The organism is Methylicorpusculum oleiharenae (assembly GCF_009828925.2).
Lineage (GTDB): Bacteria > Pseudomonadota > Gammaproteobacteria > Methylococcales > Methylomonadaceae > Methylicorpusculum > Methylicorpusculum oleiharenae.
The window spans coordinates 5214841-5241379 of the sequence record NZ_WUTY02000001.1 but is presented as its reverse complement, the minus strand read 5'-3'; the positions used below and the strand labels follow the sequence as shown (position 1 = coordinate 5241379).

The 26539-nt window shown below is 45.6% G+C and carries 17 protein-coding genes; 7 read left to right on the top strand and 10 right to left on the bottom strand.

Annotation, left to right across the window (positions count from 1 at the left end; genetic code table 11):
* Positions 1-951, bottom strand: a 951-nt coding sequence (pyrC, locus tag GO003_RS23365) for a dihydroorotase (protein WP_231089164.1), incomplete at its 3' end; no start/stop codon positions are given.
* Between the two features lie 99 nt (positions 952-1050).
* On the opposite strand from pyrC, the gene GO003_RS23360 reads away from it, so the two are divergent.
* The 5 genes from GO003_RS23360 to GO003_RS23340 all read left to right on the top strand — a co-directional run bounded on the left by GO003_RS23360 (position 1051) and on the right by GO003_RS23340 (position 7150).
* On the top strand, positions 1051-1335 hold the full coding sequence (locus GO003_RS23360) for an FmdB family zinc ribbon protein (protein WP_159658178.1): 285 nt from the start codon (positions 1051-1053) through the stop codon (positions 1333-1335).
* Positions 1336-1403: 68 nt separating this feature from the next.
* A complete protein-coding gene (aspS, locus tag GO003_RS23355; protein WP_159658179.1) occupies positions 1404-3194 on the top strand; it encodes an aspartate--tRNA ligase in 1791 nt (596 codons plus the stop codon).
* Between the two features lie 391 nt (positions 3195-3585).
* Positions 3586-4152, top strand: a complete 567-nt coding sequence (locus GO003_RS23350; protein ID WP_159658180.1) for a DUF2780 domain-containing protein — start codon at positions 3586-3588, stop codon at positions 4150-4152.
* A 152-nt stretch (positions 4153-4304) separates the two neighbouring features.
* Entirely contained in the window at positions 4305-5402 is a 1098-nt protein-coding gene (nadA, locus tag GO003_RS23345; RefSeq protein WP_159658181.1) for a quinolinate synthase NadA, read from the top strand.
* Between the two features lie 347 nt (positions 5403-5749).
* Positions 5750-7150 carry a sodium:solute symporter family protein gene (locus tag GO003_RS23340; RefSeq protein ID WP_159658182.1) on the top strand — a complete coding sequence of 467 codons (1401 nt, stop codon included), beginning with the start codon at positions 5750-5752 and terminating at the stop codon, positions 7148-7150.
* Between the two features lie 70 nt (positions 7151-7220).
* Here GO003_RS23340 and GO003_RS23335 read toward each other — a convergent pair whose 3' ends face one another.
* Positions 7221-10685, bottom strand: coding sequence for a hypothetical protein (locus GO003_RS23335; RefSeq protein WP_159658183.1), 3465 nt, complete (start codon positions 10683-10685; stop codon positions 7221-7223).
* A gap of 761 nt (positions 10686-11446) precedes the next feature.
* Here GO003_RS23335 and GO003_RS23330 point away from each other — a divergent pair.
* On the top strand, positions 11447-11920 hold the full coding sequence (locus GO003_RS23330) for a Crp/Fnr family transcriptional regulator (protein WP_159658184.1): 474 nt from the start codon (positions 11447-11449) through the stop codon (positions 11918-11920).
* Between the two features lie 20 nt (positions 11921-11940).
* A complete protein-coding gene (locus tag GO003_RS23325) occupies positions 11941-12159 on the top strand; it encodes a DUF2905 domain-containing protein (protein WP_159658185.1) in 219 nt (72 codons plus the stop codon).
* 167 nt (positions 12160-12326) lie between these two features.
* Here GO003_RS23325 and folD read toward each other — a convergent pair whose 3' ends face one another.
* The 8 genes from folD to GO003_RS23285 form a co-directional block, all read right to left on the bottom strand.
* Positions 12327-13181 (bottom strand): bifunctional methylenetetrahydrofolate dehydrogenase/methenyltetrahydrofolate cyclohydrolase FolD, encoded by an 855-nt coding sequence (folD, locus tag GO003_RS23320; protein ID WP_159658186.1) that lies wholly within the window; start codon positions 13179-13181, stop codon positions 12327-12329.
* A gap of 130 nt (positions 13182-13311) precedes the next feature.
* Complete coding sequence (locus GO003_RS23315; RefSeq protein WP_159658187.1) at positions 13312-13977, bottom strand: Crp/Fnr family transcriptional regulator; 666 nt, start codon at positions 13975-13977, stop codon at positions 13312-13314.
* Positions 13978-14010: 33 nt separating this feature from the next.
* Positions 14011-14412, bottom strand: a complete 402-nt coding sequence (locus GO003_RS23310; protein WP_159658188.1) for a hypothetical protein — start codon at positions 14410-14412, stop codon at positions 14011-14013.
* 53 nt (positions 14413-14465) lie between these two features.
* A complete protein-coding gene (locus tag GO003_RS23305; RefSeq protein ID WP_159658189.1) occupies positions 14466-17822 on the bottom strand; it encodes a FecR domain-containing protein in 3357 nt (1118 codons plus the stop codon).
* Positions 17823-18066: 244 nt separating this feature from the next.
* Positions 18067-20352 (bottom strand): CHASE2 domain-containing protein, encoded by a 2286-nt coding sequence (locus GO003_RS23300; protein WP_159658190.1) that lies wholly within the window; start codon positions 20350-20352, stop codon positions 18067-18069.
* Positions 20353-20496: 144 nt separating this feature from the next.
* Positions 20497-21939, bottom strand: a complete 1443-nt coding sequence (lpdA, locus tag GO003_RS23295; protein WP_331001673.1) for a dihydrolipoyl dehydrogenase — start codon at positions 21937-21939, stop codon at positions 20497-20499.
* Between the two features lie 7 nt (positions 21940-21946).
* Complete coding sequence (gene odhB, locus GO003_RS23290) at positions 21947-23233, bottom strand: 2-oxoglutarate dehydrogenase complex dihydrolipoyllysine-residue succinyltransferase (RefSeq protein ID WP_159658192.1); 1287 nt, start codon at positions 23231-23233, stop codon at positions 21947-21949.
* A gap of 1 nt (position 23234) precedes the next feature.
* On the bottom strand, positions 23235-26063 hold the full coding sequence (locus tag GO003_RS23285; protein WP_159658193.1) for a 2-oxoglutarate dehydrogenase E1 component: 2829 nt from the start codon (positions 26061-26063) through the stop codon (positions 23235-23237).
* Between the last annotated feature and the right edge of the window lie 476 nt (positions 26064-26539).

The window sequence follows — 26539 nt, the reverse complement described above, 5'->3', positions numbered from 1 at the left end:
GCGCCACTCAGTTTTTACCAGGGTTAGCTTGTCAGCGTTTCTTGGCAGGCGATAAAAATCAGGTCCAAAGAAACTGGCAAAGCCCTCCAACTTATCCAATGCCTCTGCTTGCTCGAACGCTTCGGCATAAAGTTCAATGCCGGCATGTGCGCTATAACAGCCGGCACAACCGCACGCGTTTTCTTTAAGATGAGTCTGATGCGGAGCACTGTCGGTGCCCAGAAAAAATTTTGGATTACCGCTGGTCGCCGCCTTGACCAATGCTAAGCGATGATCTTCGCGCTTTAGAATGGGTAGGCAGTAATGATGAGGCCTGATGCCTCCTGCCAGCAAGGCATTGCGATTGTAGAGCAGATGTTGCGGAGTGATGGTTGATGCAACAAAAGAAGATGACGCTGTGACAAAGTCGATGGCATCCCGGGTTGTGGCGTGTTCGAAAACGATGCGCAGTTCCGGAAATTGGCGGACAATGTCAATTAATGTGCGCTCTATAAAAAGCCGTTCTCTATCGAAGATATCGGTTTTGCTGTCAGTGACTTCACCGTGAATCAGCAAAGGCATATCCACATTTTGAAGCGCTTCAAACAAGGGATAAATTGCTTTGACTTGGGAAACGCCCGCATCGGAATTTGTCGTGGCGCCCGCCGGATAAAGCTTAAATCCATAAACAATGCCGGATGCGGCGGCGGCTTTAATATCCTCTTGGGTTGTAGCTGCCGTTAAGTAAAGCGTCATTAAAGGCGTGAAGTCAGCGTTTTCCGGAAGCGCGTTTAAAATTTCCTGCCGGTAACTACTTGCCCGCGCAACAGACGTAACCGGTGGTTTCAGGTTGGGCATGACGATGGCTCTTGCAAACCTTTGAGCGGTATGGGGAATTACGGTTTTTAAGATGTCCCCGTTTCTCAAATGTAAATGCCAGTCATCCGGCCGGGTTATAGTCAATCGTTTCATAAGCGGTTTGATCTGTCGCAAAACTTGCATTCTAGCGCATGGAACTTGAAAAAATAAAATTGACCCTCATAAATTAGTTTATTTTCGGAGATTAAAAAGATGCCCATTTACGAATATCAATGCCAATCCTGCGGTCATGAATATGAGGCCCTGCAAAAGCTGAATGCACAGCCGTTAATAGATTGTCCTGCATGCAGTAAACCTCAGCTAATGAAAAAAATCTCAGCCGCAGGATTCAGGCTTAAAGGCGGCGGCTGGTATGAAACCGATTTTAAGAGCGGCACCAAAAAAAATGTCGCGGGTGACTCTGCTCCCAGTACTTCGGAATCAAAAAAACCGGCCGCATCGTCGGGCGGAGGCGCCTGCAGTAAAACCAGCAGTTGACCTTGGCTTGCACTGATGCATCTTAGCCAGTAATATCGGCTCTTTTTGGACAAATACGAGAACATTCTATGCGTAGCCACAAATGTGGAGAATTAACTGCCCAACATCTAGGCCAATCCGTTGCCCTTTGCGGATGGGTTCATCGGCGCCGAGATCATGGCGGTGTCATCTTTATCGATCTGCGGGACCGCGCTGGTTTAGTGCAGGTCGTATTCGATCCAGATGAACCGGAATCATTTGCTCTGGCCGAAAGCGTGCGTAGCGAATATGTTCTGCGCATTGAAGGTATTGTCAGAGAACGTCCTGAAGGCACGCATAATCCGAATATGGCAACCGGCGCTATTGAAGTGCTGGCCAAGCATATTGAAGTGTTGAACGAATCGGAAACTCCGCCGTTCCCATTGGAAAGCGATATAGAAGTCAATGAGGAAACGAGGCTGCGTTTTCGCTACATAGACTTGCGCCGCACGGTAATGCAACAAAAGATGAAAGTCCGCCGCGATGTGACGCGTCATTTACGTCAGTTTTTGGATGATCATGAGTTTTTCGAAATCGAAACACCTTATCTGACGAAAGCGACTCCTGAAGGCGCACGGGATTACATTGTGCCCAGCCGTACTCATCAAAATGCCTTTTTCGCTTTACCCCAATCGCCGCAGTTGTACAAACAATTGCTGATGATAGCGGGAATGGATCGTTATTATCAGGTCGTACGCTGCTTCCGGGATGAGGATTTGCGGGCCGACCGTCAGCCTGAATTTACTCAGCTCGATATCGAAACCTCGTTTATGAACGAGCAGCAAATCATGGAAGTCATGGAAGAAATGATTCGCCGTCTGTTCAAGGACATCATTGATGTTGACCTGGGCGCGCAATTTCCGGTCATAAGCTATCAGGAAGCCATGCGCCGTTATGGTTCCGACCGCCCTGATTTAAGGGTTCCGCTGGAACTTGTCGATATTGCCGATGAAATGAAAGATGTCGATTTCAAGGTGTTCTCAGGGCCTGCCAACGCCCCGGACGGTCGTGTAGTGGCGATGCGGCTGCCGAACGGCGGCGATTTAAGCCGGAAAGATATTGATGAATTGACTAAGTTTGTCGCAATTTATGGTGCCAAAGGTTTGGCCTACATCAAAGTCAACGATTTAGCCGCCGGTATCGAAGGCTTGCAATCTCCCATTGTTAAATTTGCGCCCGATACCGTTTGGGCCAACGTGATGAAAAAAGTCGGTGCTCAAAATGGTGATCTGATCTTTTTCGGCGCCGACAAAACCGCTATCGTGAATGAAGCGCTAGGCGCGCTTCGTGTCAAACTGGGTATTGACCGCAACTTGCTCGAAGGTGAGTGGAGACCGGTGTGGGTGGTCGATTTTCCTATGTTCGCTTGGGATGACAAAGCCAAACGCTTTACTGCAATTCATCATCCGTTTACTGCGCCAAGCTGTTCTTCAGAAGACTTGGTCGCAAATCCAGGACAGGCGTTATCGCGCGCTTACGATCTGGTCTTAAATGGTACTGAAGTTGGCGGAGGCTCGATTCGTATCAACCGGACTGCGATGCAGCAAACCGTTTTCGATATTCTCGGTATTGGTCACGAAGAAGCCCGGGAAAAATTTGGATTCTTGCTCGACGCTTTAAAGTATGGCGCGCCACCTCACGGCGGTATTGCTTTTGGTCTGGATCGATTGGTGATGTTGATGACCGGTTCTCACTCGATTCGCGATGTGATCGCTTTCCCGAAAACGCAAACGGCAGCCTGCCCGTTATTTAATGCACCTGCTTTTGTCAGTGAGGAGCAATTGAAAGAATTGGGAATTAAACTCCGCAAACCTGCGGGTAAGGAAGAAAAGCGGGATTAAAAGAGCGAGCCCAGGCAAGCATGGAACGGTCAAGTTGTAGCATCATGCCTTCCATGCTGCTGAAAACGACAGGCATTAGTTGGGTTAACAACAGTCTAACCCAGCCGAGGCTTTATCTGCTTGCTTCGGTCAATGGATTTCAGCAATTCCCAGTTTGATGATTAACAGGGAGAGGCGTAACCTTTGCGGGATGTCGGCAGCAGGGATGCTGCCGTCAAGCCCCCATCGAGGGTTCTACGGCGTTACTCGCAAGCCTTACGCCAACCCTCAAAGCCGCCACATAAAGTTCAAACTGGGAATTTGCTGCAATGGATTCTGCAAAACAACAATCGCACGTTGGTTGTTTACCCTTTTTCACCAAGCCACCATCTGGCCTGTCTAAGAGTCAATTATGAAACTATTAAAAAATGCAGCCGTTATAACTTCTTTGATAGGGCTGGCTGGCGGTTGCGTCCCAGCGCAACAAGGCACAGTTCAAAGCATCGGATTAGGAACTGCTCAGTCCGCAGTTAATCAGCAAGCACCTTTGGCCGGTGTTTTGGGTAATGCCGCGAGTGACAGTAGCGGGTTGGGTTTGGTCAATATCTTAGTCAATCAGCTGGGAATTTCTCCCGTTCAGGCTTTAGGCGGCGCGGGCTCGATTTTTTCAGTCGCTAAGCAAAGTATGAACGTTTCTGACTTTTCAGCATTAAGTAAAGCTGTACCGGGTATGGATCAGTATTTATCAAATGCCCCGCAGGTTCCAACCGCGGCTAATTCCTCTTTGCTGGGAGCCGCCAGCGGTTTGTTGGGCACTCAAGCAGGCGGTTTGGGTAACTTGGCGTCACTGGCGAGTTCTTTTCAAGCTTTGGGTATGAACTCAAATATGATCAGTCAATTTGTGCCGGTGGTCATGCAATATGTTCAGCAGCAAGGCGGAGCAGGTGCCATGTCATTACTTCAAAACGCGTTGTATTAAAGGATCATGGGTAACACTCCCGCTTTTGAGTTATGCTGATATTTGTACAGTCTGTTTCGGGTATTAGCTTTTAAACAGCATCCAAAACAATACAGTTCAATAACAGGTAAGGTGTTTAAACGTAAACCTTACCTATGATTTAGGTTCAAAATATGATATCCACTGCTTTACCCATCCAAAATTATGCCTTACTAGATGATGATGAGTGCGACGCGCGTATTGTTGCCGCTAAGCAAAAACTAGGCGCTCGTTGTGTGATTCTGGGGCATCATTATCAGCGGAATGAGGTATTTAAACATGCCGACTTTTCGGGTGATTCATTAAAGCTCTCCCGGAACGCAGCGGCTTCGGAAGCCGAATATATCGTATTTTGCGGCGTTCATTTTATGGCTGAAGTTGCCGATATTTTGTCTCGGCCCGAGCAAATCGCCATCTTGCCTGATATGGCTGCCGGTTGTTCGATGGCCGATATGGCCAATGTCATTAAAGTGAACAAATGCTGGCAAGAGCTTTCGGACTTATTGGATCCTGATGAAACGGTGACCCCCGTCACCTACATCAATTCGGCGGCAGATTTAAAAGCCTTTTGCGGAGACCATGGCGGTATTGTCTGTACGTCATCGAATACGCAAAAAGTTCTGGAATGGAGTTTTTCAAGACGCGAAAAAGTGTTGTTTTTTCCAGATCAGCATTTAGGGCGTAATACCGGCTATCGCATGGGTATTCCTCTGGATGAAATGGTGACCTGGGATTTTGAACAGCCTTTGGGCGGATTGACTGAAGCGCAGATCAGGCAAGCCAAAATCATTCTCTGGAAGGGTTTTTGTTCAGTGCATCAAATGTTCAAGCCCGAACACATTGACCGCTTTCTGGAGCGATACCCGGAAACTAAAGTCATCTCGCATCCCGAAGCCAGTTTCGAAGTGTGCGAAAAATCGGACTATGTGGGTTCAACGGAGTACATCCTAAAAGTGGTGGCAGACGCCGAACCGGGTACCCGCTGGCTGGTCGGTACGGAGCTTAATTTGGTCAATCGATTGAACGAATTGACCAAAGATCAGGGCAAAAATGTTCATTTCATGTCGCCCACCGTTTGTATGTGCTCGACGATGTTTAGAACGGATCCTCAGCATTTGGCCTGGGTAATGGAAAACCTCGCGGCAGGTCATGTGGTTAACCGGATACAAGTGCCTGAGAAAGAAGCTGTTTTAGCCCGGAAAGCGCTGGACAATATGCTGTCGATTCATTAACAAAAACAGTGACGCCTATTGGATCGAAAAACGTCTGGTTTCTAAAAGAGCAGGACTGTCGTCAGCATGTATGCCGCCTTCAAGCCCTGGGCACGGCTTTACTGGGGCCTCGACACAGGCGCATACCGTACCGTTAACAAAATCGAACGATTTTTCAGTATATACCTTTCGCACTTCAAATTTCGGCAGTGCCTAAGGAGGCAACGGGGTATTCGGCAAAGACTTTGCCAGCATGGAAGCTCGCATAGAGCCTACAGGGATGTATTTACGGCGTCCTTTGATGGGCACCCCGGTGCCGAATTTCGATTTACGATGGGTATAAAAGGCGTAAGGGGTCTCGACTGAATGTGAATTGGGTTCTGCTGGGCATTATTGTTTACATACTGATCCAGTTAGTGATCGGAATCGTTGTTTCTAAAAAGATCAACAACGAAGAAGACTATTTGCTGGCAGGAAGAAGTCTTGGAACCGGCCTTGCCACTTTAAGCGTTTTTGCGACCTGGTTCGGTGCAGAAACCTGTATCGGTGCAGCGGGTGCCGTTTATGAGAAAGGTCTGTCTGGCGCCACCATTGATCCTTTCGGCTATTCTCTTTGCCTGGTGGTCATGGGTTTATTGTTTTCAATACCCCTATGGCGAAGGCAAATGACGACATTAGCCGATTTATTCAAACAACGCTATTCGGTCAACATAGAACGATTAGCCGTTTTAATGATGGTGCCCGGGACGATTATGTGGGCGGCGGCCCAGATCAGAGCTTTCGGGCAGGTCTTGTCGTCGACGGGCGGTTTTCAGGTCGAATTGGCGATCAGTTGCGCCGCCGCCGTTGTGATTATCTATACACTTTACGGCGGTTTACTGGCTGATGTGATTACCGATGCCGTGCAAGGTGTGGCATTGATCATCGGTTTAATGATTTTACTGGTGTTAGTCGTTGAAGCCAATGGTGGTTGGCAAGCTGCCATCAGTAAAATTGAACCCGAACGTTTGCGATTTTTTAATGAAAGTTCTTCGAGTTCCTGGCTGGATACCGTTGAACTCTGGGCGATACCGGTCTGTGGTTCGTTAATGTCACAAGAATTGGTGTCTCGCGTCCTGGCCAGCCGTTCACCCGAAATCGCACGGAGAGCCTGTGTGGGGGGCGGATTGCTTTATCTCGCTGTGGGTTTGATTCCGGTAACAACGGGTTTGCTCGGTTACGGACTGCTGCCTAATCTAAGTCATCCTGAGCAAATATTGCCGCAATTGGCGCAAACCTATCTTAATTCTTTTCTCTATGTGATTTTTGCCGGGGCGCTGATATCGGCAATTTTATCCACTGTGGATAGCGCATTACTGGCCGCTTCTGCATTAATTTCTCACAACCTGATCGTGCCGGTTTTGGGGCATCCGGATGAGCGGAGTAAGGTGCTGATTGCCAGAGCTGCTGTCATGGTTTGCGGTTTTATTGCTTATGGTTTGGCGTTGCATGCCGGACGGGTCTATACCCTGGTTGAAGAAGCGTCCGCCTTTGGCAGTGCGGGCGTGATAACCGTCGTTGTGTTTGGTCTTTTTACCCGATTTGGCGGGAGTTTGAGTGCCGGTGCGGGGCTTATTTCAGGATTGGTAATGTGGCTGGCAGGCAATTACTGGCTTGAGCTACAGACGCCTTATTTATGGTCGCTGGGAGCTGCCATTTTCAGTTATGTCCTTTTGGCTTGCTATGAAAAGTGTGTGATTGAAAGAAGAGCTGCTTTTTGTCAGCGTTGAGTTTTACCCCTCGCCAAGTCAGGAAGCGCACCCTTTTTTAAGGTGCGCTTCCTAAACAGCATCGGTTTATCTAACTATTAAGCGCCTTGCGGTGAACCCAATCGGTACCCAACGTGCCGATCAAAGTCTGCGTATAGTTTGAATCATTCAAAGCTGAAAGCATGCGTTCAGCTGTATTCAGTTTTTCGGTTAATTGCTCTTGTATAACCGTATCACCTGGTTCGATCTCGCCCAATCTGAATTTGATATAGTCGCAGTGTCTTTGCCATAACTGCTTGTCACGCTGTTGCTTGATTTCCAGTCGTTCCTGATACCAATCACTGGCTAAAAGGTAGTCGCGGGTAAACATGCTACGGATAGCCGGGTCATCAATCGCTTTTCCTTCATATTGGCCTTCCGCCATGATATAGATAAGCGCTTTTAAAGGTGGGCACGCGTCTTCGACGGTACCATCCTCAATATACATCTGTGCGACCCGTTGTTGCGCTTCGTAAATATTGTCAATGCCGTCTACGAAAGCATCAAGATCCTGGGTTTCAGGTTTCAGCATCGCCTCATCGAAAACAGCACTAGGGTAGTCGAATATTTTACCGAAATTGGTATGCACAAAACGCTCGGTGATGCGATAACCCAACCGACTGGCATAAACGGTGCGGCCTTGATGCTCAAAGTCTTCCATTTTTTCCAGATGGCCGTGCTCGATCAAGTAACGGGGATCGCGTTCCTCAACTGTTAAACGTGACCAAAGTTCAGGAATTAACAAACTAATGTCATGATCGATACGGCGCTGCGAACCAATGTAACCGGCGCTGGTTGAAAAGCCTGCGTAGTCACACAAGATCATTGAGACCAGTGCCGTGTTAAGATCCGATGTCGCGCTCAGTGCGTTAAAAGGACCTTTGGTTAATGCGCCCTCAGAACCTGCTCCGGTTGTTGACGGGGATTTTCCGGTTAAGCTGCAGATGTAATCCATGAACAACTCAGGCAATTCCTGATAATGAATCGGGTTGTAAACGGCTAAAGGTCTGATACCGGCTGCAATTTCCTGTGGATTGTTCCTGCGTCCTGCCAGAACCGAGTTGACCGGAAAATAAACCGGTTGATCTATGTTCAACTTTCTGGAAAGGCGGGTCGACATTTCTGCGAGATAACGCATCAGAGGATTTGCCAGATCCGGACGGAGCTGTAAATAGCGAACGTTCAAGCTTGGCTTGCCATCGACAATTCTTGGATGAGCGGATGAAACAAAAAATTCACCTTCTTTACCCTGTGCAGCCCGTAAAATCACTTTCTGCATAGGTGCGCTGAATTCTTCAAAATGAATGACATCTTCGATCAGCTCTTGAGCGTCTTCAGGCGTTAAGGGTTGGAAATTTGAAATGAAGTTGTTGGTTCCGGACAAATCTAATTCAGTTTGTAAATCGGTGCCCCGATGAACCGCATCATCCGGGCGTTGAAAAAAGCTTTGTTCACAGTTTTCTACGAGCTTGATGCTTGGATTAGTGTAAGCGGGATTAAGGCCGCATAGGGAATCCGACCTAACCACGGTCGACGCGGTTATGTCATCTTCCAGTTGAACCTTCTCTGAAGCCATAAAGTCCTGACGCAGCTTAAATACGCGCCATGCACCTTTGGCATCAAAACCGACGCGCAAATAACTGGCAACCAGCTTGCGGCCATGAAATTTGAGTTCGTTTCCAGGATAACTGTTGACCAAGTCAACCGAAAAATGTTCTCGCCAATTTTGTCCCCATTCCTCTTTATAGAATCGTTTGATCATCAATACCAGGGCGAGAATGTGTTGAGGTATTGCTTCCAGCCAATGGTTGTATTCGTCGTTATAGTCAGAGACCGAAGGCGTCAGTAGTTTTATCACTGAGCCGAGTGTGCGTTTATTGCTTAATAAACTCCGTTGGTCCTGCCCTTGTTTGGCAGGGTCACGAAAACGGCCGGAGTAATCGCGCTCGAAAATACGGGCCACAAAATCCATATCTTTATCAAAGTCATCGACAAAAATGGCACCTGAAATGATGGCACCTGCAATGGACTTGGATATTTCCGATTTTCCTCCACCCGATACAGTAGACGGTTTATGGCAGAATGTGCCTTCCGGCTGGGTACCGATCAATCGCCAGCTGGGCGCGTGCGGGTGGCGCTCCATATGGATTTTGAAGCCATTGGGATACACATAGTAATGGTCGACCAGCAGTTTGATCGCCTGTTGTTGACCATTTTTTTCCCAGTTGATCTTTTGTTCCTGAATATTAACCTGTGCGTTTTCAGGTACATAAATGATTTCAGGATGTGTTTTGTCTATGGCATACCCCTCGGGCTTCAAATCAATGACAGCGGCCAATTTGGCATAAACATTTTCGAACGAATAGTCCGGGTCAAAATCAGTACTTAGCGGTAAATAGGTTTCCCCTAAATTGACCTGTGAAAAAGCCAAAGCACCACCGGAGTGTTCTTCTTCACAGTCACCCCGCAGGTTGGCTGAGTAGCTGATTTGCGATTTGTTTTCTTTTTTGCTGTAACCGAAATAATTGTCTGCAATGATGGTTACGATAACGCCTCGTATGTCCCTGCAAACCAATTTAAAGGGTGTGCCGTCGTTATACAATTCATCATCACTTTTCCAGCACATGCCCTCTTTACGCTGACGGTCTGTTGCCTGATCATAATGAGGAAGACCGACCTCTTTCTTTTTCAGACGAACTAAATGCGGTGCCAAGATAATGCAGCCGGTTGTGCCGGTCCAGTGATTGATATCCAACGCGGCGTCGTTATGCGGCAAATAGGGGTCTCCACCATTGCCAAAAATCGATTCGACAAAATCCAGATTAGCAACCAAACCGCCCGGCGCAAAAAAGCGCACTTCCATCGATTGTTCTGGCTTGCTTTCAGATATTTTAGGTCTTACGATGGGTCTTAACAGCAAGGATACCCAAACCTTTGCCGGATTATCCTGTGCACTGGTAAAAGGCAGTGCCAAAAGATCATCGGGTGGATTTAATGCGGCTTGCAAAATGCCGGCGTAAGCTTCGATAGGCACTTCTTTTTTGTCAGCCGGAACAGGAAGACCGCCTTCGACAATATGAAATACACCTTTTGTGGTCCGTCTGTCGTTCTGCGGATTATGCAGAACGCCTTGGGCCATGCGGTAAGAATCAACATAGGCCGAATGGAATTCATTTTGCTGATAGGGTACCGAAAGCTCCCGTGCTATACCCTTGTGTTCGAGTATAAACGACTCTCCGGGTAGCTTAACGTTAAGCTCAACACCGTTATCTTTCAGATAACTGTTTAAATAGTCCTGAATGCGCTGATCGGCAGGACAGCGGTACTTGGCAAGCAAGCGCCGTTGCTGCAAATAATTTTTAAGCAGACTGTCGGCGATTTTAAGGGTTTGTTGATCATTTTCAGCTTCACAAATGGGCTGGCCCAGCGCAGCGAGTTGCAAATTGATATGTTGCACCTCTTCAAACCGCTTTTGTCTGGTTGCGTCATCTTGCTGAGGTGTTGTTAACGTGTTCATCGTAAAAGCTCCGTTGGATGTGTTTGTATCAATAAATAATCACTTTAAAAAATAAAAAACCTGCGCTCGATTGGATATTGTTGATTTGGCGTTATTAATTAACCGATTTGTCGGTGGGGGTGTTTGGCTCGAGTTTGCTTATTTGAAAAGCAGCCATCTTTTTTTATTATTTTAAGTAACCATACAAAACATAACGCCTCAATCCGTCTAAGGCTAATTCATTCAGTTCTTGAATGATGATGTTGATGACTTTGGAGTTTTTCAGAATAAAAACGTCTTTAATGCACTAAATAGAATATGTTGAAATTTAGGATTCTTTAAGTAAGAGCGGGTAACTGTTTAAAGTCCTTTTTTCAGAATCAAAGCAAATTTACGATGTTGACCATTTTTCATTCGCTTACGACTGTATCTTCATTGAAAAACAGAATCAGATCAAGCCCTTTTATTACCCAGTCGATAGAAGATGCCTGGATAATTACGAACAAATAGGCTCCAAAAACGATTAAAATTAAAGTAATTATAAAAAGTTCTTATGACTTAAACTAGAATCCGAAATGTTCTAATATATTTTTAATTAAGCTTGAGTTTAATTCAAAACGATTATTTGTGCAGTAAACTTTAACTGAAAAATGCAAAATCCATCAGTGCTTAATTAAAGATCCTGGCGAGCAGTTGAGATCGCGGATTTTTTAAGATAACCGGCTGGTTTTGTACAAATCGATCAATGCTCCTCTTCAAACGGCACCCAATGGATAAGGTTAATGAGCAATATTCTGCATGAAATAATTGTTGATCCGGATTTTGAAGAAGGCCTTGCCTGGCGACGATTTCCTTTTTATGAACAGCAACTTATTGTTAAAGAAGGTGAGATCGGTCAATCCTTATTTTTGGTCGAAGAGGGCAGTCTCAGGGTTTCTGGGTATATAGCGATCGATGAAAAACGGATACAGTCGGGCTTTTGCGATTTAAATCCGGGCGATATTTTTGGTGAAATATGTTTGCTTGAATTTCTGCCCAGAATCGCGACAGTGACTGCCCTGACAGGCGGGCATGCGATTGAAGTCAATGGCAGGATGTTAAATGCCTACTTCGAAAAGAATCCTGAACCCGGATATAAATTTTATAAACAGCTGTTTGCGATTTTTATAGAAAGGATTAACCGTGCCAATCAGCGTGTTGAAAATTTGCTGGCGTGGGGACTTAAAGCGCATGGGATAGACCAGCACTTACTGTGAAACCTTTAGAGGAGGGCGTTATGTCAATCGGCAAGATATTAATACTGGTGGGTGGAATATTAATGATTTTTGGGCTTGTGGTCAGTTATGCCCCGGGATTAATCAGCTGGTTTGGTCACTTGCCCGGGGATATCAGAATAGAGGAGGAAAATAAAGGGGTATTTATACCGGTCACATCCATGATTGTGGTCAGTATTTTAATCAGTCTTGCGATTCATCTGTTCTCGTACTTAAAGTAATATAAAACTGAGGGTAACTACGCGCTCGCTTTGAATTAAGGTTGTAGGTGCTTGATTTCAAAGAACGCAAAATACGTCCCTGTAGCTCTCTGCAACATCCCTGTTGCAAAAGCCTTTTCAATCAACCACCTACAACCACTAAAATGGGAAGGGTTAGCAGATACAACTCAGGCCTGGTTGGCCTGTTCTGCAGCAATTACGGTATTGGCTACCAGCATCGTAATGGTCATCGGACCGACGCCTCCTGGAACAGGCGTGATATAACCGGCTACCTTTTTGACGCCTTCGAAATCTACGTCACCGACCAATCGACCGTCCTCAAGCCGGTTAATCCCTACATCAATCACCGCAGCTCCCGGTTTGACCATGTCCGATGTAATCAGGTTGGGTTTTCCTGTTGCTACAACCAGAATGTCAGCCAGCGATGTGAACTGCTTAAGGTCGCGGGTTTTAGAGGTGCAAATACTCACGGTGGCATTTTTTTGTAAAAGCATCATAGCCATCGGTTTCCCAACAATATTGCTGCGACCAACGATCACCGCATTTTGCCCTTCAATGGGAATGTTCGAATATTCGAGCAAGCATTGAACGCCGAAGGGCGTGCAGGGTGGAAAAATGGTATTACCAGACATCAAGGCGCCCAAATTATAAAGGTGAAAGCCATCAACATCTTTTTCAACGCTGATGGTTTCCAGCACTTTATTGACGTCAATGTGTTTGGGTAAAGGCAGTTGAACTAATATGCCATTGATAATTGGCGTCTGGTTTAAGTTCTCTATTGTCATCAATAACTGCGTTTCGCTGACATCCTCCGGCAGGTCAATCAGTTCAGAATGAATGCCGACCTCGTGGCAGGCTTTTATTTTGTTGCGAACATAGACTTGTGATGCAGGATTGTTGCCAACGATGATGACCGCAAGTCCCGGCAGAATGCCGCGTTGCTTGAGTCGATCGACTCTTTCTTTCCAGCTCTTTCTGACTTCAAGTGCGATTTTTTTGCCATCAATAATGATTGCGCTCATGGATTAACCGATAGTATTTGAAAGTGGGCAAGCTTAAAGAACTGGGGTAATGATGACAACGTTTTTTCTACGAATTCATCTATGTGTACAAGGCTAAATGAAGGAACATAGATTAAACTCAAAACAAGTCTTACCAGGATACGGGAAGTTTATTTACAATTTTAAGCGTCTTATGATCAATTTCTACATAGCCGCCTTTGGTGAGTTCCTTCATGATTTTATTGATCATTTCTCTGGAAGCGCCGACCATATTGGCTAATTCCTGTTGCGTCGGTCGGTTATGAATAACAGGAATACCTTGTTCATCAACCGCCATATCTTTCAAGACTCGAATGGTCCGCTCATAAACGTTGGATAAAGCCAGTTGTTTGACTTTGTCGGTCAGTTGTCTGACTTTATCGGAGAGTGTGCTTAAAAGCGCCAGACAAATTTCAGGATTTTGCAATAACCACTGTTTGAAATCGTATTTTGAAATGATGCCGCACAGACATTTCTCGGTAGTCACTACTGAGGCAGAACGAGGTTCATCGCCCAATAACGCCAATTCGCCGAAAAAAGACCCCGCTTCCTGAATGGCCAATGTGATTTCTTTGCCTTCATCATCACTGGTGAATACACGTACCTTGCCGCTCAGCAGAATGAACATCGAATGCGTATCGTCACCCTCAGTAATGATAAAAGCATCTTTTGGAAAGTGCGTTGTTTTGGCATGCGCAGAAAGCGATGCCAGTGATTCCTGCGGAACACTCGCCAGAAAAGGGATTTTTTGTAAAGTGTTCAGGAGTTCTTGATACACGGAAGTTCCACTTAACTATTAATTTATCCGAGATTACCAGCATTTTTCATATTCTCTCCCAGTAATCCGGTTAACGTAAGTTCGGCATGTTGGGTTGATTTTGAATTCGAATATACAATAACCAAGTTTTACATCTTTTACCTGGCCGGTTTTATCGCTTGTCTCTGGATTGCTCAAGCCAGGATCTGGAGTATCAGCCTGACAAAGTTTTTTAAACTCTCCTGCCGGCGCGCGACATTTATCACCTATTTTTTCCCGTTCTTCACAGGACAAAATTGGTTTGCCCTCATTATTCAACAAGACGAATTCACTGTTCTTAGTGATGACAATTATTTCACTGGTATCTTTTGGTAAAAAATTATCGCTGTTACATGCAGTCATTCCAGCTATTGATACCACAATAATGGATTTTTTAGCTAAGTTGATCATATTCATGTTTCATACCCTTTTTAAATTAAACAAATAAATTATTTCTGGAATAATTTCGGTTAAAAAGCCAGGTTAATAGTTGAAGAGATAAACCTTTCAGGTTGATAGGGTGAGGATAGGGGTTCACCCGTTCCGCTATTAGGGCTTTGGTAGTCGAATTTATGGTTAAAAATATTATTGATAGACAGTTTAATCAAGCCATATCTTTTGGGTAGTCTGTAGCCAATCGAAAAATCAGTGTTCCAAAACTGACTGTCTAGTCTATCCGTGCCGCTTGTTTCAGCCACAAAATCTACTTTTTGGTTAACATAGGTACTGGTAACTTTTGCAAACAAGCCACTTTCCATAAAATAAGCGACACTTAGCGGCAAAGTGTGAGTTAGGGTTTCTGCCGGATTGGTAGAGTCTTGTGTATCATTAACATAGTCTCTCTTAATATTCTCATAACCATACTCGGCACTCAATACCAGGTTTACAGTAGGTGTCCAATTTAGATAACTTCGATGATAATACTCATCGCGATCAGATCTGCCACCTCCAGTTAATGTGCGTTTAGTTAACTCCACACCTCCGAATAAGTCAGTAGACAATCGTTGATCCAAACCAATGCCGTGCCGCCATGCAAATGTTCCGTTAGTATCGTCGAAAAATTGATTAAATCCAGCAACCTGAGTAGGTTCCAGCGTTTGGTTCGATAATACGGGGCGTTTCATTGTGCTAAATGAGGCGTAACGCAGCGTTGTCCAGTCCGTTGGGTTGAGAATTAAACCAACTTTGGGGTTTATTCGTGTTTGATCCTGCTCCGATTGATTAAGCGTGTCAACACTTAAGCCTAAAGTCATTTTGGCAAAAGAAGTTAATACAATAGGTGTATAAGCATAAAAGTTGTGATATTCAATTTTTTCTGAAACAGTAAAGGGTTCAACGAAGATAAGTTCACCCTCTTCTGTTGCTTGAAATAAGTTATTTTGTTTATAAGGCTGGTTAGAATACCCTGCGCCAGAAATCAAATTAAAGCGTTCGCCATGAAATAAGTACTGTGACTCTAATTGATAGCCATTGCTTTTGGTACGATCGTCATTATGGATTGTCAGCGTATCGAAATTTTCATTATCTGAAGTATGCTGTTTGGCGTGTTTATAGATAAAAGATGACAAAACAGTATGACTTTTATTGGGGGAGAATTTAAGGCCCCCTCGGATAGTTTCTTCGTCGAAAAGATCGCGGTAATTTGGCCGGTGAAAATTATTTATTCTTTGTGCTATATCGCCATATTCAGTTGATTTTTTTCGGAGTTCGAGTTGCACGCTAGTGCTGGGCGTTAACGCGATCTGTGTGAACGCGCTATAGAGATTTTGCTTAATATGATCATTTGTTCTGTAGCCATCGGTTTGATAATGAAACTGGCTGAGGTTTATGGAAAATTGATTCCATAAACCCGATAGAATGACTTCATCCCCTAAACTGTTCTGACTTCCAGCAATGCCAGAGGCTCTGAGGGCGACACCATTGCGGGCGAACAAAGGATTAAATTCATTCAGGGAAAGGCTGCCAGGGCCTAGGTGGTCAACATTTTTCAGATTTGTTTCCGCCATTTGAGGTAAAACCGGCGTGATGTTGATCGGCTGCAGTAATTGAGTTTGCAGCGATTCGCTGACTTTCGCAATTTCATGTCTGGGTAAGACGGAATAATTATCGGCCATTAGCCGGTGTGCAGAAAAGTTAGTGGGATCAATGTTGACTGATTTCCATCCCTCCAGCAGACCTAACTCCTGGAAGCCCAAATCATTATAAATTCTACCCAAGCTTGCGCTTCTGGCGGCTAAATCCTCGTCCAGCAATAATCTTGATCGATACACGCCCCGATTATCATTCAATTCAATTGCGTGTTGCATATCATGGAGCGCTTCAACCGGCCGATTGGTGGTTTGCTTTAATATCGCATCATAAAACCAGGGGGTAGGATCTTTGGGGTCCATTTCTTTCGCAATTTTAAATTCGGTACTCGCAAAGTCCGAGTTTCTCAATTCGTAATAGGCTTTGCCGAGATAACTGCGCAAAACGGAATTGTTGGGGTCCAGATTGACTGCGGTTTCCAGATCGGTTTTTCCTGCTTCGATATCACCTTTTCTGATTTTCGATAGACCCAGCCCTAATCGTGCCAAAGGGTCGGACGAGTCAAGCGCCAAAGCCTGTTCAAAGTCTTCTTTTGCCCGTTCTATGTTGGTCCGGGCCAAATTGGCAAAACCGGTAAGAGTCTGTGTTCTGGCAAGGTGAGGATTAAGTTGACTGGATTTTTGAGCGGCTAGAAGAGCCGCGTCCTGGTCGCTCATCGAGAGGTGTAATTCTGTCAGTCTTGCCCAGGCCAGGGCGTTATCAGGGGCTAATCTAACGGCTGCTTGAGTGGATTTTAATGCCTCATCAATATTAAATAAGGATTGATAGGCATAGGACTGGGCTATTTTTGCGATCGAAGATTCTGGATTGGCAGTCACGGCTTGATTGGCCCATTCCAATGCTTGTTGTTGCTGGTTTTTTGCGACAGCGATAACGGCTTTTATCGCATACGCATCACTGCTGGTGGGTTCAAGTTGTTGTGCCTGATTAATCAAGGGCTCGGCTTCATCGACTCTGCCGACGGTAAGGAGAAGAGCGGCTTTCAAGGTTAAATAATGGACATTGTGCTGTTCAGCCGGCACCGCATCAAGAGCGGCAAGAGATTGAAAGCTATGTCCTTGCCTATAAGCTTCCAAAGCCGGAATCAGATTGTTGTCAGCGGCAAAACGGCCACCGGATGAGTCGTCAATAATGGGCGGATAATAGAGAGACCATTGCACGGCATCTTCCGGTTTTATCGTTAACGCTTGAATGTGGGGGGGGTGATTAGCGGAGGCAAGCCCCGTAAAGCCCTGACGTATGGAAATCTTGCCAAGCTCATTTTGAGCGGCGACTTGTCCGTCAAAAACACTGATTTGGGTTTGCGTTGCGTCGACTTCAACCAGAAATTCCGTACCTTCATGGACGGCATTGATAAAAGGCGTATGGATATTCAGTTGTTGTGTCTGCCTGCTTCTAAAAAATCCGGACCCTTGGAGTAGCTTTAAAAGCCATGGAATATTTTCCTCTTCAGGCTGCGAAAAAATCAGTGTGGAATTTTGATCCAGCGTGACAAGGGTTTGATTGCTCAGTAATAATGTTGCCCGGCTTCTTTTGCCGGTCCGGATTTTATCACCTGGACAAAAAATTTCTTCCTGTTTAACTGATAGCCACTGTGTATCACTCGGATGCTGGATATCAACCTTTCCCTGTCCGGATGCCAATTTGGCGATCCACTGCTCGCAGTCCCCCTTCGCCCAGGTCGTACAAGAGCAAGTAAGAAGGACTAATAAAAGGTAACCTTGAGCGATTCTGTTCATTTTAAGATGATTGCAAATAAATTAGGCGCTTAGGCTCGCCACCTCTTGAGTCAATCGTAGTCGATTTCAGAAAATGACAAGGAGAGACGGGTCCGGGATAAGCAGTTGATGCAAATGCATGCAGCAAAATTTAGAGGCGTAAAGCTTCTCTAAAAAATGAGTTTACTGTCCAGCGATTTGCAAAAAAGTAAATGAACCTTATCACAAAATTTCGCTTCAGTTCATTGTATGTTCATAAACTTTCCTATTGCAAGGCAGTGGTAATATTACCTAAGTCGATGACGCTTTTTTGTTTGAAATCAATGATTAGATCTTCTGATGGGGCGGGTTGATGTGTGAGGTAATTTAAATAAAAACGAGCAGGCCCATCATCCGGATACCTTTCGGCTATTGCTAAAAATGAATCATGAGCCTGAGTCCATTGATAAGACTGAAATAAATGCAGGGCGTTTTCAAAATCTTTGGCTCTATCCGCGGGATTTACAAGGCCGGATAAATTTAAACCGATTAATTCATAGACACACACGGGGTGGGTTTTGCCTTTGAGAATAAAAAGCCCCAGTTCCCGCTTTATAAAATGATCAAGATCATGGACAACCTCGTTTGTAACTAAAATGCGGGTGCCCAGGATTTTGTTTAGTCCTTCTATGCGGGTTGCGGTATTAACAACATCGCCGACAGCCCGGTATTCAAAATGATCAGTTGATCCGACGTTGCCCAGGTGCATTTCACCGTAATGAAGCCCAAGCCGAGTGTTGAGTGTGTGGGGTTGAGAGCGGTTAAACCTGTCGACCGCCTGTTGAATAGCCAAAGCGGCTTGACAGGCCCTGGTTCTCAACGCTTTGTCGTTATGATCCGATTTAGCCCAAATTGCCAGCATCGCATCGCCAATTACGTCGGAAATCATGCCTCCGTGTTGCTGCACTTCCGGGAATAAAGTGCCGTAGTAATGATTCATCAACGTGCTTAGGGCTTTAGGGGACAAGGACTCGGACAAGGATGTGTATTGCCCTGCGTCGCTGGCCATGCAGACGCCATTGATAAGCTCACCCAGACTGTTTAAACCGTCAAGACTGCCGTGGCCGGCCATTTTATTTACCATGTCTGAGGGTACATAGCGGCTGAATGCGTTAAACATATTTTTGTGTTCGCGCTTTCCCTCTAAATAATGTCCAACCGCCGCGGTGACGATAACTGAAAGCGCTTGAACAACAATCGGAATGAATAAAGGCAGCCATAAGTAATGCTGGTTAAAGCAGTAACTGGCGAGACTGAGGTAAGCGGCGGATGATGATGCAATAACGGCTAATAAGACCGAAAAAGAACAAAACCGGCAGGCCAGAGATAAGAACATGCTCCATAAAACCAGCAAAGCCAGCTGATAAGCAACGGGTAGGGCTTTGAGCCAGCTATGCTCGAGTAAATTGGCAATTGCAGTTGCAGCAAGTTCAATGGGGCTTATCGTGCTGCCGTCCTGTTCAGAATAGACGGTGTAAAATCCGCGGTTTTTTTCTTCCATGATATTTTCTGAGTAACCGATCAGGACAATCTTGTTGCTAAAAAGATCGGGGTTCAGTATGTCACTGACTAATGCCTGATAAAAAGGGATTGTGGTAAGGGTGCCGGCTTTTCCATAATGATTAAGCAGCAGACTGTCATTTTCTTTAAGCAAGGCAGCCCAGGATTTTAAAAGGTGGGCATTTCCCTGTGTAGCTTTGATAGCAGATGATGAATGGGGAACGTCATCTGTCAATCTCTGTTTGCTTAATACTGATTGGACGATTTGTATGGTTTCAAAATTATCCTGAGTGTTTACCAACCCTTCAAAATCAGGAGGAAATTGAGCGGAAAGTTCCGGTGCTGTTGTTTTGATCAGTTCCAAAATTGCCGGGTAAGCCTGTTTCAGCAGATGAGATTGGAACACGGCGACTGGAAATGTGGCGATATCGCCGGCGCTGCTTTTAAACGCCCAGAATTGTTTGATGCTGGATGATGATTTGGGGAGAGGAAATGGCGCAGTTCCCAATGCGACCTGATTCAAGATGGGAATCGGTTCTATGATGGTTTCGTATCTGAACTGGTTTAAAGGTCCGATGGAAGAAAGAGTGCTTTGTTTTAAATAATTGCTCAGCACAATGTTGCGGCCTTCTTTCATCGCTTGAGCGAGCATCAAATCGCTTTCGGCATCCCTGCTTTCCTCAAAAATGATATTAAAACCAATGATCGAGGGCCTTTGCTGATTCAGTTTATTTATCAGTTGGGCATAATAAGAACGCGGCCATTTTTCAGGGTCGTCCGGTAAGCGCAAGATTTCTGCAGAGGATTTGTCAATGCTGACAATGACTACCTCTTCGGGAGGGGTAACAGGGCCTCTCATATGGAATAACCAGGCGAGGCCCATTTCTTCTTCAAAATAAGCGCCCAATGGACTCAAACTTAGAACTATTCCCATCAAACTGATCAGCGCTGCCTGGAAGCAGGTATTATGAGTCTTACGGCTGAGTCTGATGTGAAGGGGTTGGTCACTCATGGTAGTAACACAGTCTGAAGCTTCAGAAGTGCGGTGATCACCGGCGGGTAAGAAGAGGTTGAGGAGCTGGCTATTGGATACTCCTCAACCGGTAGTCATTGTGAGACGGTCAGAATCACCGGTATTTTGTGCTTGGGTTTTAGCTTAAGGTAAGTGCAGTGAACGGTTGTCAATGGCTAATGCGGCTTCATGGAGGACCTCGGAAATGGTCGGGTGCGCATGAATTGTTCTGGCCAAATCTTCCGAGCTGGCTGAAAACTCCATTGCCAAAACAGCTTCTGCGATTAATTCGGATGCATTTATTCCGATGATGTGGACGCCCATGATTATATCGGTTTCAGCGTTGGTGATGATTTTGACCAGGCCTTCCGTTTTGTCAATGGCTTCTGCCCTGCCATTGGCTTTCAGTGGGAATACACCGGTATTGTATTTAATACCCATGGCTTGAACGGCCTGTTCGGTATGGCCCACCCAGGCGATTTCCGGATCCGTGTAGATAACACTCGGGATAATATCGTAGTTAATAGGTGTTTCCATGTTTGCAATTTGCTCGGCAACAAAAACGCCTTCCTCCAGTCCCTTATGAGCCAGCATCGGGCCGAGTAAGGTCAAATCGCCAATGGCATAGACACCTGGGACAGTGGTGCAGCATTTTTCATCGACATGAATGTAACCATTTTCATCTAAAACCAGTTCTGCTTCAGGTGCAGCAATATTTTCGGAATTGGGTTTTCGTCCGGAAGCGACAATCAGTTTATCCAGTTTCAAGGTGTGATTACCCTCTTGATCCTGATATTCGACGATTACCTTATCTTTAGATCGTTTTGCAGAAATAACCCGGGTGCCCATTCTCAGATCTAAACCTTGATCGGTATAAATTTTGTAGGCTTCCAGTGATATTTGTTGATCGGTTACATGCAGGAATATTTCCTGGGCTTCCAGCAGTGTGACGTCTGAGCCCAGTTTATTCCAGATTCCGCCAATCTCAAGGCCAATGATGCCTGCACCTATGATACCTAGCTTTTTTGGGACGGTTTGCAGGCTCAGCGCTGCAGTCGAATCGATGATGACATCGTTGTCTATAGCCGCACAGTTAAGTTCAATGGGTGAAGACCCGGTCGCCAGGATCACATTTTTTGCATTAAGAATAATCGGTTTGCCGCCGTTAGGAGGTGTTGCCGAAACTTGCCGGGCATTCATCAGTTTGCCTGAGCCATGAATAAAATCAATGCCGTTATCAGCAAAAACCTGCTTGATTTGCTTGCTGAGCATATCGACTTTTTTGTCTTTGCGGGCAATCATTTTAGGAACATCAAGGCTGATATTATCTACGGATATACCGTGGTCTTTGATGTCATGCCGAATCTGATGGTAGATTTTGGCAGATTCCAAAAGCGCCATTGATGAAATACAGCCTGCATTTATGTAAGTTCCGCCCAAACTGGTTTTACCGTCAGGGCTCATCCAGTTATCAACGCAAGCTGTTTTTAAGCCCAATTGCGCCGCTCTAATAGCTGCCACATAACCAGCAGGACCGGCGCCCAACACTATAACATCGTACGTTGATTCATATTTTGACATGGCAATATACCGTTTAAATATTTAGAAGCAGATGAGCAGGCGATTCTAGACATTCTTTGATAGTAGCCAGGAATTGCACTGCTTCACGACCGTCGACTAGTCGATGATCGTAGGACAAGGCCAGATACATGATGGGGCGGATCATTATTTCACCATTTTCAACGACTGGCCGCTCTTTTATAGCATGCATGCCTAAAATCGCGCATTGAGGCGGATTTAGGATGGGAGTTGAGAGCATTGATCCGAAGATGCCACCATTGGTAATAGTAAAAGTGCCTCCCGTCAGGTCATCCACGCTGATGTTGCCTTCTTTGGCCTTTTTACCGTAATCGGCAATACTTTTTTCAATGCCGGCAAAATCCAGTTGATCCGCATCGCGTAAAACAGGGACGATCAGGCCTCGGGGTGTTGATACAGCGATGCCGATGTCGTAATAGCCATGATAAATGATGTCGTTTCCGTCGATTGAGGCGTTCACTGCTGGAAACTTTTTCAAAGCTTCAATAGAGGCTTTAACAAAAAATGACATAAAACCCAGCTTGATTTTATGTTTATCTTCAAAACGGCCTTTGTATTGATTTCTAAGCTCCATGACGTTATGCATGTTAACCTCATTAAAAGTGGTTAACATGGCGGCATTTTGTTGAGCCTGTAATAAGCGTTCGGCAATTTTTGCTCTCAGCCGAGTCATAGGCACTCGTTGCTCGGGACGAATGCCGGCAGCGGCTACCGTCTTCACTTCTATCGGTGCGATGGGCTTTTCAGGTTCAATAGGGCTGACCGGCATAGGCCGTTGCTCTATAGGCGGTTCATCACTCAAATATTCAATAACGTCGTTTTTAGTCAGCCGTCCATGTTTGCCTGAGCCTTTGATTTGCGCTGGATCAATGTTTTTCTCGACGATCAGGCGGCGAACGGCAGGGCTCAGATGGGCCTCCAAAGATTGGGCGGCTGTGGATGCGGGTTGTTCAACCATCTTTTCAGGGCTTGCCGCAGATGCCGGTGCAATAACGGCTTCTGCCTTATTTTCAGCAGGGCTGGTGTCGGATGAGGTTGAAGAGGCTTCAGTGTCCAGTATTGCCAGGACATCATTACTGAAAACGAGGGCGCCATCTTCTTTGACAATCTGGCTCAATATTCCTGAGTTGGGTGAGGGTACTTCAAGAATGACTTTATCTGTCTCAAGATCAACAAGGTTTTCATTTTTATTGACCCAATCACCGGGTTTTTTGTGCCAGTTTATAAGCGTTGCATCGGCAACTGATTCCGGAAGAGCGGGAACGCGGACTTCAATGGTCATGTTATTTTCCTTTGTAGTTACCGAATAAAGCGGATTCTACGACTTGTTTTTGTTGTTCGAGATGCTTTTTAAAATTACCAACGGCCGGCGAAGCGGAGGCCGCTCTGCCAGCATATTGCAAGTTGATTTGAGTAGCAAGCGTATCGACGAAATGATGCCTGATTTGATACCAGGCGCCTTGGTTTTTGGGTTCTTCCTGGCACCAAATCATCAGTTCAAGATTTGGATATTTAGCGATTTCATCTTTAAACCGTTTGTCAGGAAAAGGATAAAGTTGTTCGATACGCACTATCGCGACATCTTCAGTATGAGTTTCACGGCGGGTTTCCAGTAAATCGAAATAAACCTTCCCGGCACAGAGCACCATTCGCTTTACGTTTTTTGGGTTTATCGAATCAGTTTCGCTGATGATTGTCTGGAATTTACCTTTGGACAGGTCCTCAAGTGTAGATACGGCCAGCTTGTGTCTCAAAAGACTTTTGGGGCTCATAATGATCAGGGGTTTGCGGTATGTTCTGATCATCTGGCGGCGCAACAGGTGGAAGATTTGAGCCGGCGTCGTTGGCGTGCAAACCTGGATATTATGTTCGGCACAGAGCTGCATATACCGTTCAAGTCGTGCGGATGAATGCTCCGGGCCTTGACCTTCATATCCATGGGGCAACAACATGACCAGGCCGCTGAGGCGGCCCCACTTGGTTTCTCCGGAGGTAATGAACTGGTCAATTACTACTTGCGCGCCGTTTGCGAAATCACCGAATTGCGCTTCCCAAATGACCAGGCAGTCGGGGGTGGTTGAACTGTAACCGTATTCGAAGCCTAATACCGCCTCTTCTGAAAGCAAAGAGTCATAAATCTGAACACGACCCTGATTGGGATCCAGATGGCTGAGTGGCTGATAAGTGCTGCCGTCGATTTGATTGTGAAGAACGGCATGGCGGTGGAAAAACGTGCCCCGGCCAACATCCTGTCCTGTTAATCTGACATTATATTTTTCCATAGCCAAGGTTGCATAAGCCATATTTTCGGCAAATCCCCAATCTAACGGGAGTGCGCCAGCGGCCATTTTTCTCCGGCTGTCCATTATTTTGCCGACCCGAGGGTGCAATTCAAAACCGGTGGGCAATAGTTGTAATTGTTTGTTGCAAAAACGTATCACGTCCAGGGAGACCGCGGTTTTGCAGGCTTGAGTCCATTTTTTATTCAGGTATTTATCCCATATGGCCGAATAAGAATAGACTTTTTCAGTGGCAATCGGCCTGGAGACGACTTGGCCCGATTCGAGTTTCCGGACATAGTCCTGTTCAATTCGAGTGGCATCTTCTTTGGAAATTACGCCGTCTTCAATCAGCTTATTGGCAAATATATGGCGTGTCGTTGGCCGGTTCCTGATGTATTTGTACATCAGTGGTTGGGTCGTCGCCGGTTCGTCCGCTTCGTTATGGCCTAGTCGGCGGTAACAAATGAGGTCAATCACCACATCCTTGTTAAACGTCATGCGAAAATCCAGCGCCATTTTTGCGACAAATAAAACCGCTTCGGGATCATCGCCGTTGACATGGAAAACAGGAATCTGAACCATGTTGGCCACGTCTGTACAATAAAGCGTGGATCTGGCGTCGGCCGGGTTGCTGGTGGTAAAGCCGATTTGGTTATTCACCACAATATGAACGGTTCCGCCGGTTGAAAAGCCGCGCGTTCCTGCCATGTTGAGTGTTTCCATCACAACGCCCTGTCCTGCGAACGCGGCATCGCCATGAATCAGAATCGGTAAAATAGTGTTATGGCTGTCAGCTCTGGGGTCTCTGTCTTGTCTTGCTCTGACCGATCCTTCCACTACAGGGTTGATAATCTCCAGATGCGAAGGGTTAAATGCCAATGTCACATGAATCGGTCCGCCAGGCGTAACTATGTCGGAAGAAAACCCCATGTGATATTTAACATCACCGGAATTCATCCCGGGTGCGGGAATGTGTATGCCTTTAAATTCCTCAAACAACTTGGCTGGATTTTTTCCGAGAATGTTGACCAGGACATTCAATCGGCCGCGATGCGCCATTCCGATCACAACCTCCTTCGTTTGCTTCTCACCTGCTCGTTGGAGGATGTTGTCCAAGATAGGAATTAATGATTCGCCACCTTCCAGTGAAAAGCGTTTTTGGCCTACAAAAGTATTGTGCAGGTATTTTTCTATGCCTTCTGCAGCGGTCAGAAATAAAAGTGTCGACATTTGTTCGTCGGCCGACAGTTTATGGTGAATCTTGGCGCCTTCCAGCCGGTTTTTAATCCAGCGTTTCATATCGGTGTCGACAATATGCATGTACTCTGTTCCGATATTGCCGCAATAAATTTCTTTTAGAGTGGTAATAATATCTCTTAAGGGGAGCCGGTCAACGCCGTACAACGTTCCTGTGTCGAACAACGTGTCCATGTCCAGTTCAGTCAATCCATAGTAGGCAGGATCCAAATCAGGAAAATACGGAGTTGTAGTGTGTAAAGGATTATTCGTTGCAATCTGATGACCACGAACCCGATAGTGATTAATCAGGCGTGCGACCGCCGACTGCTTTTTGACACTCTGCTCCGTAAAGCCTTGTAATTTGGCTAGCCGGCCCTGAGATTGTTGGGCTAATGAAGCGAAGCGTTCGATGATTGGGCTATGCGCTGTTTCCTGAATAGAGTCGCTTCGAATATGGCCGAACTTTTGTTTCCAGCTATCTTCGACTGAGTCCGGGTCCTGAAGATATTGTTCATACAACTCTTCTATAAAATTGGCATTGCTGCCGTACAAGGATGAAGATTCTCGAAACAGTTTAAGGAGGTCGCTCATTGATGTATTCCGTTAATTCTTTAGCAGTTGGGCCTATCTTAGGTCGAAAATGTTATATTACCAAACGTTAAAATCCACAAACATATGAAAAATGTTAGAGCTTCACGTGAAGGGATTAGCGTATTTTTTGATTTTAAAATCATCCTGATCCAGACTGAATACGGATTGCTAAAAGCCGCAAGTTAAAATTGTCGATATTGGTCGATCTCTTTGGTCTATGACCTCATATATATAAGCTGATTTTTAAGTGTCCAGAAAATTTATTTACCCTGTAATACTTTTCAATGTCAGGTCAATTTATAGCCGATCAGTATTTTTTCAGTTGAAGGCTGAGTTGTAAGAAACAGTAAACTTTCGACGCTATAACTCTCAATCAGAAATAGAGAGATTATTTTGGATGGATGCTTATTGATAATTCCATTGTTTTGCTTATAAGCGTTGACTTTTGGTCTGTATGAGTATTAACAAATAGATGT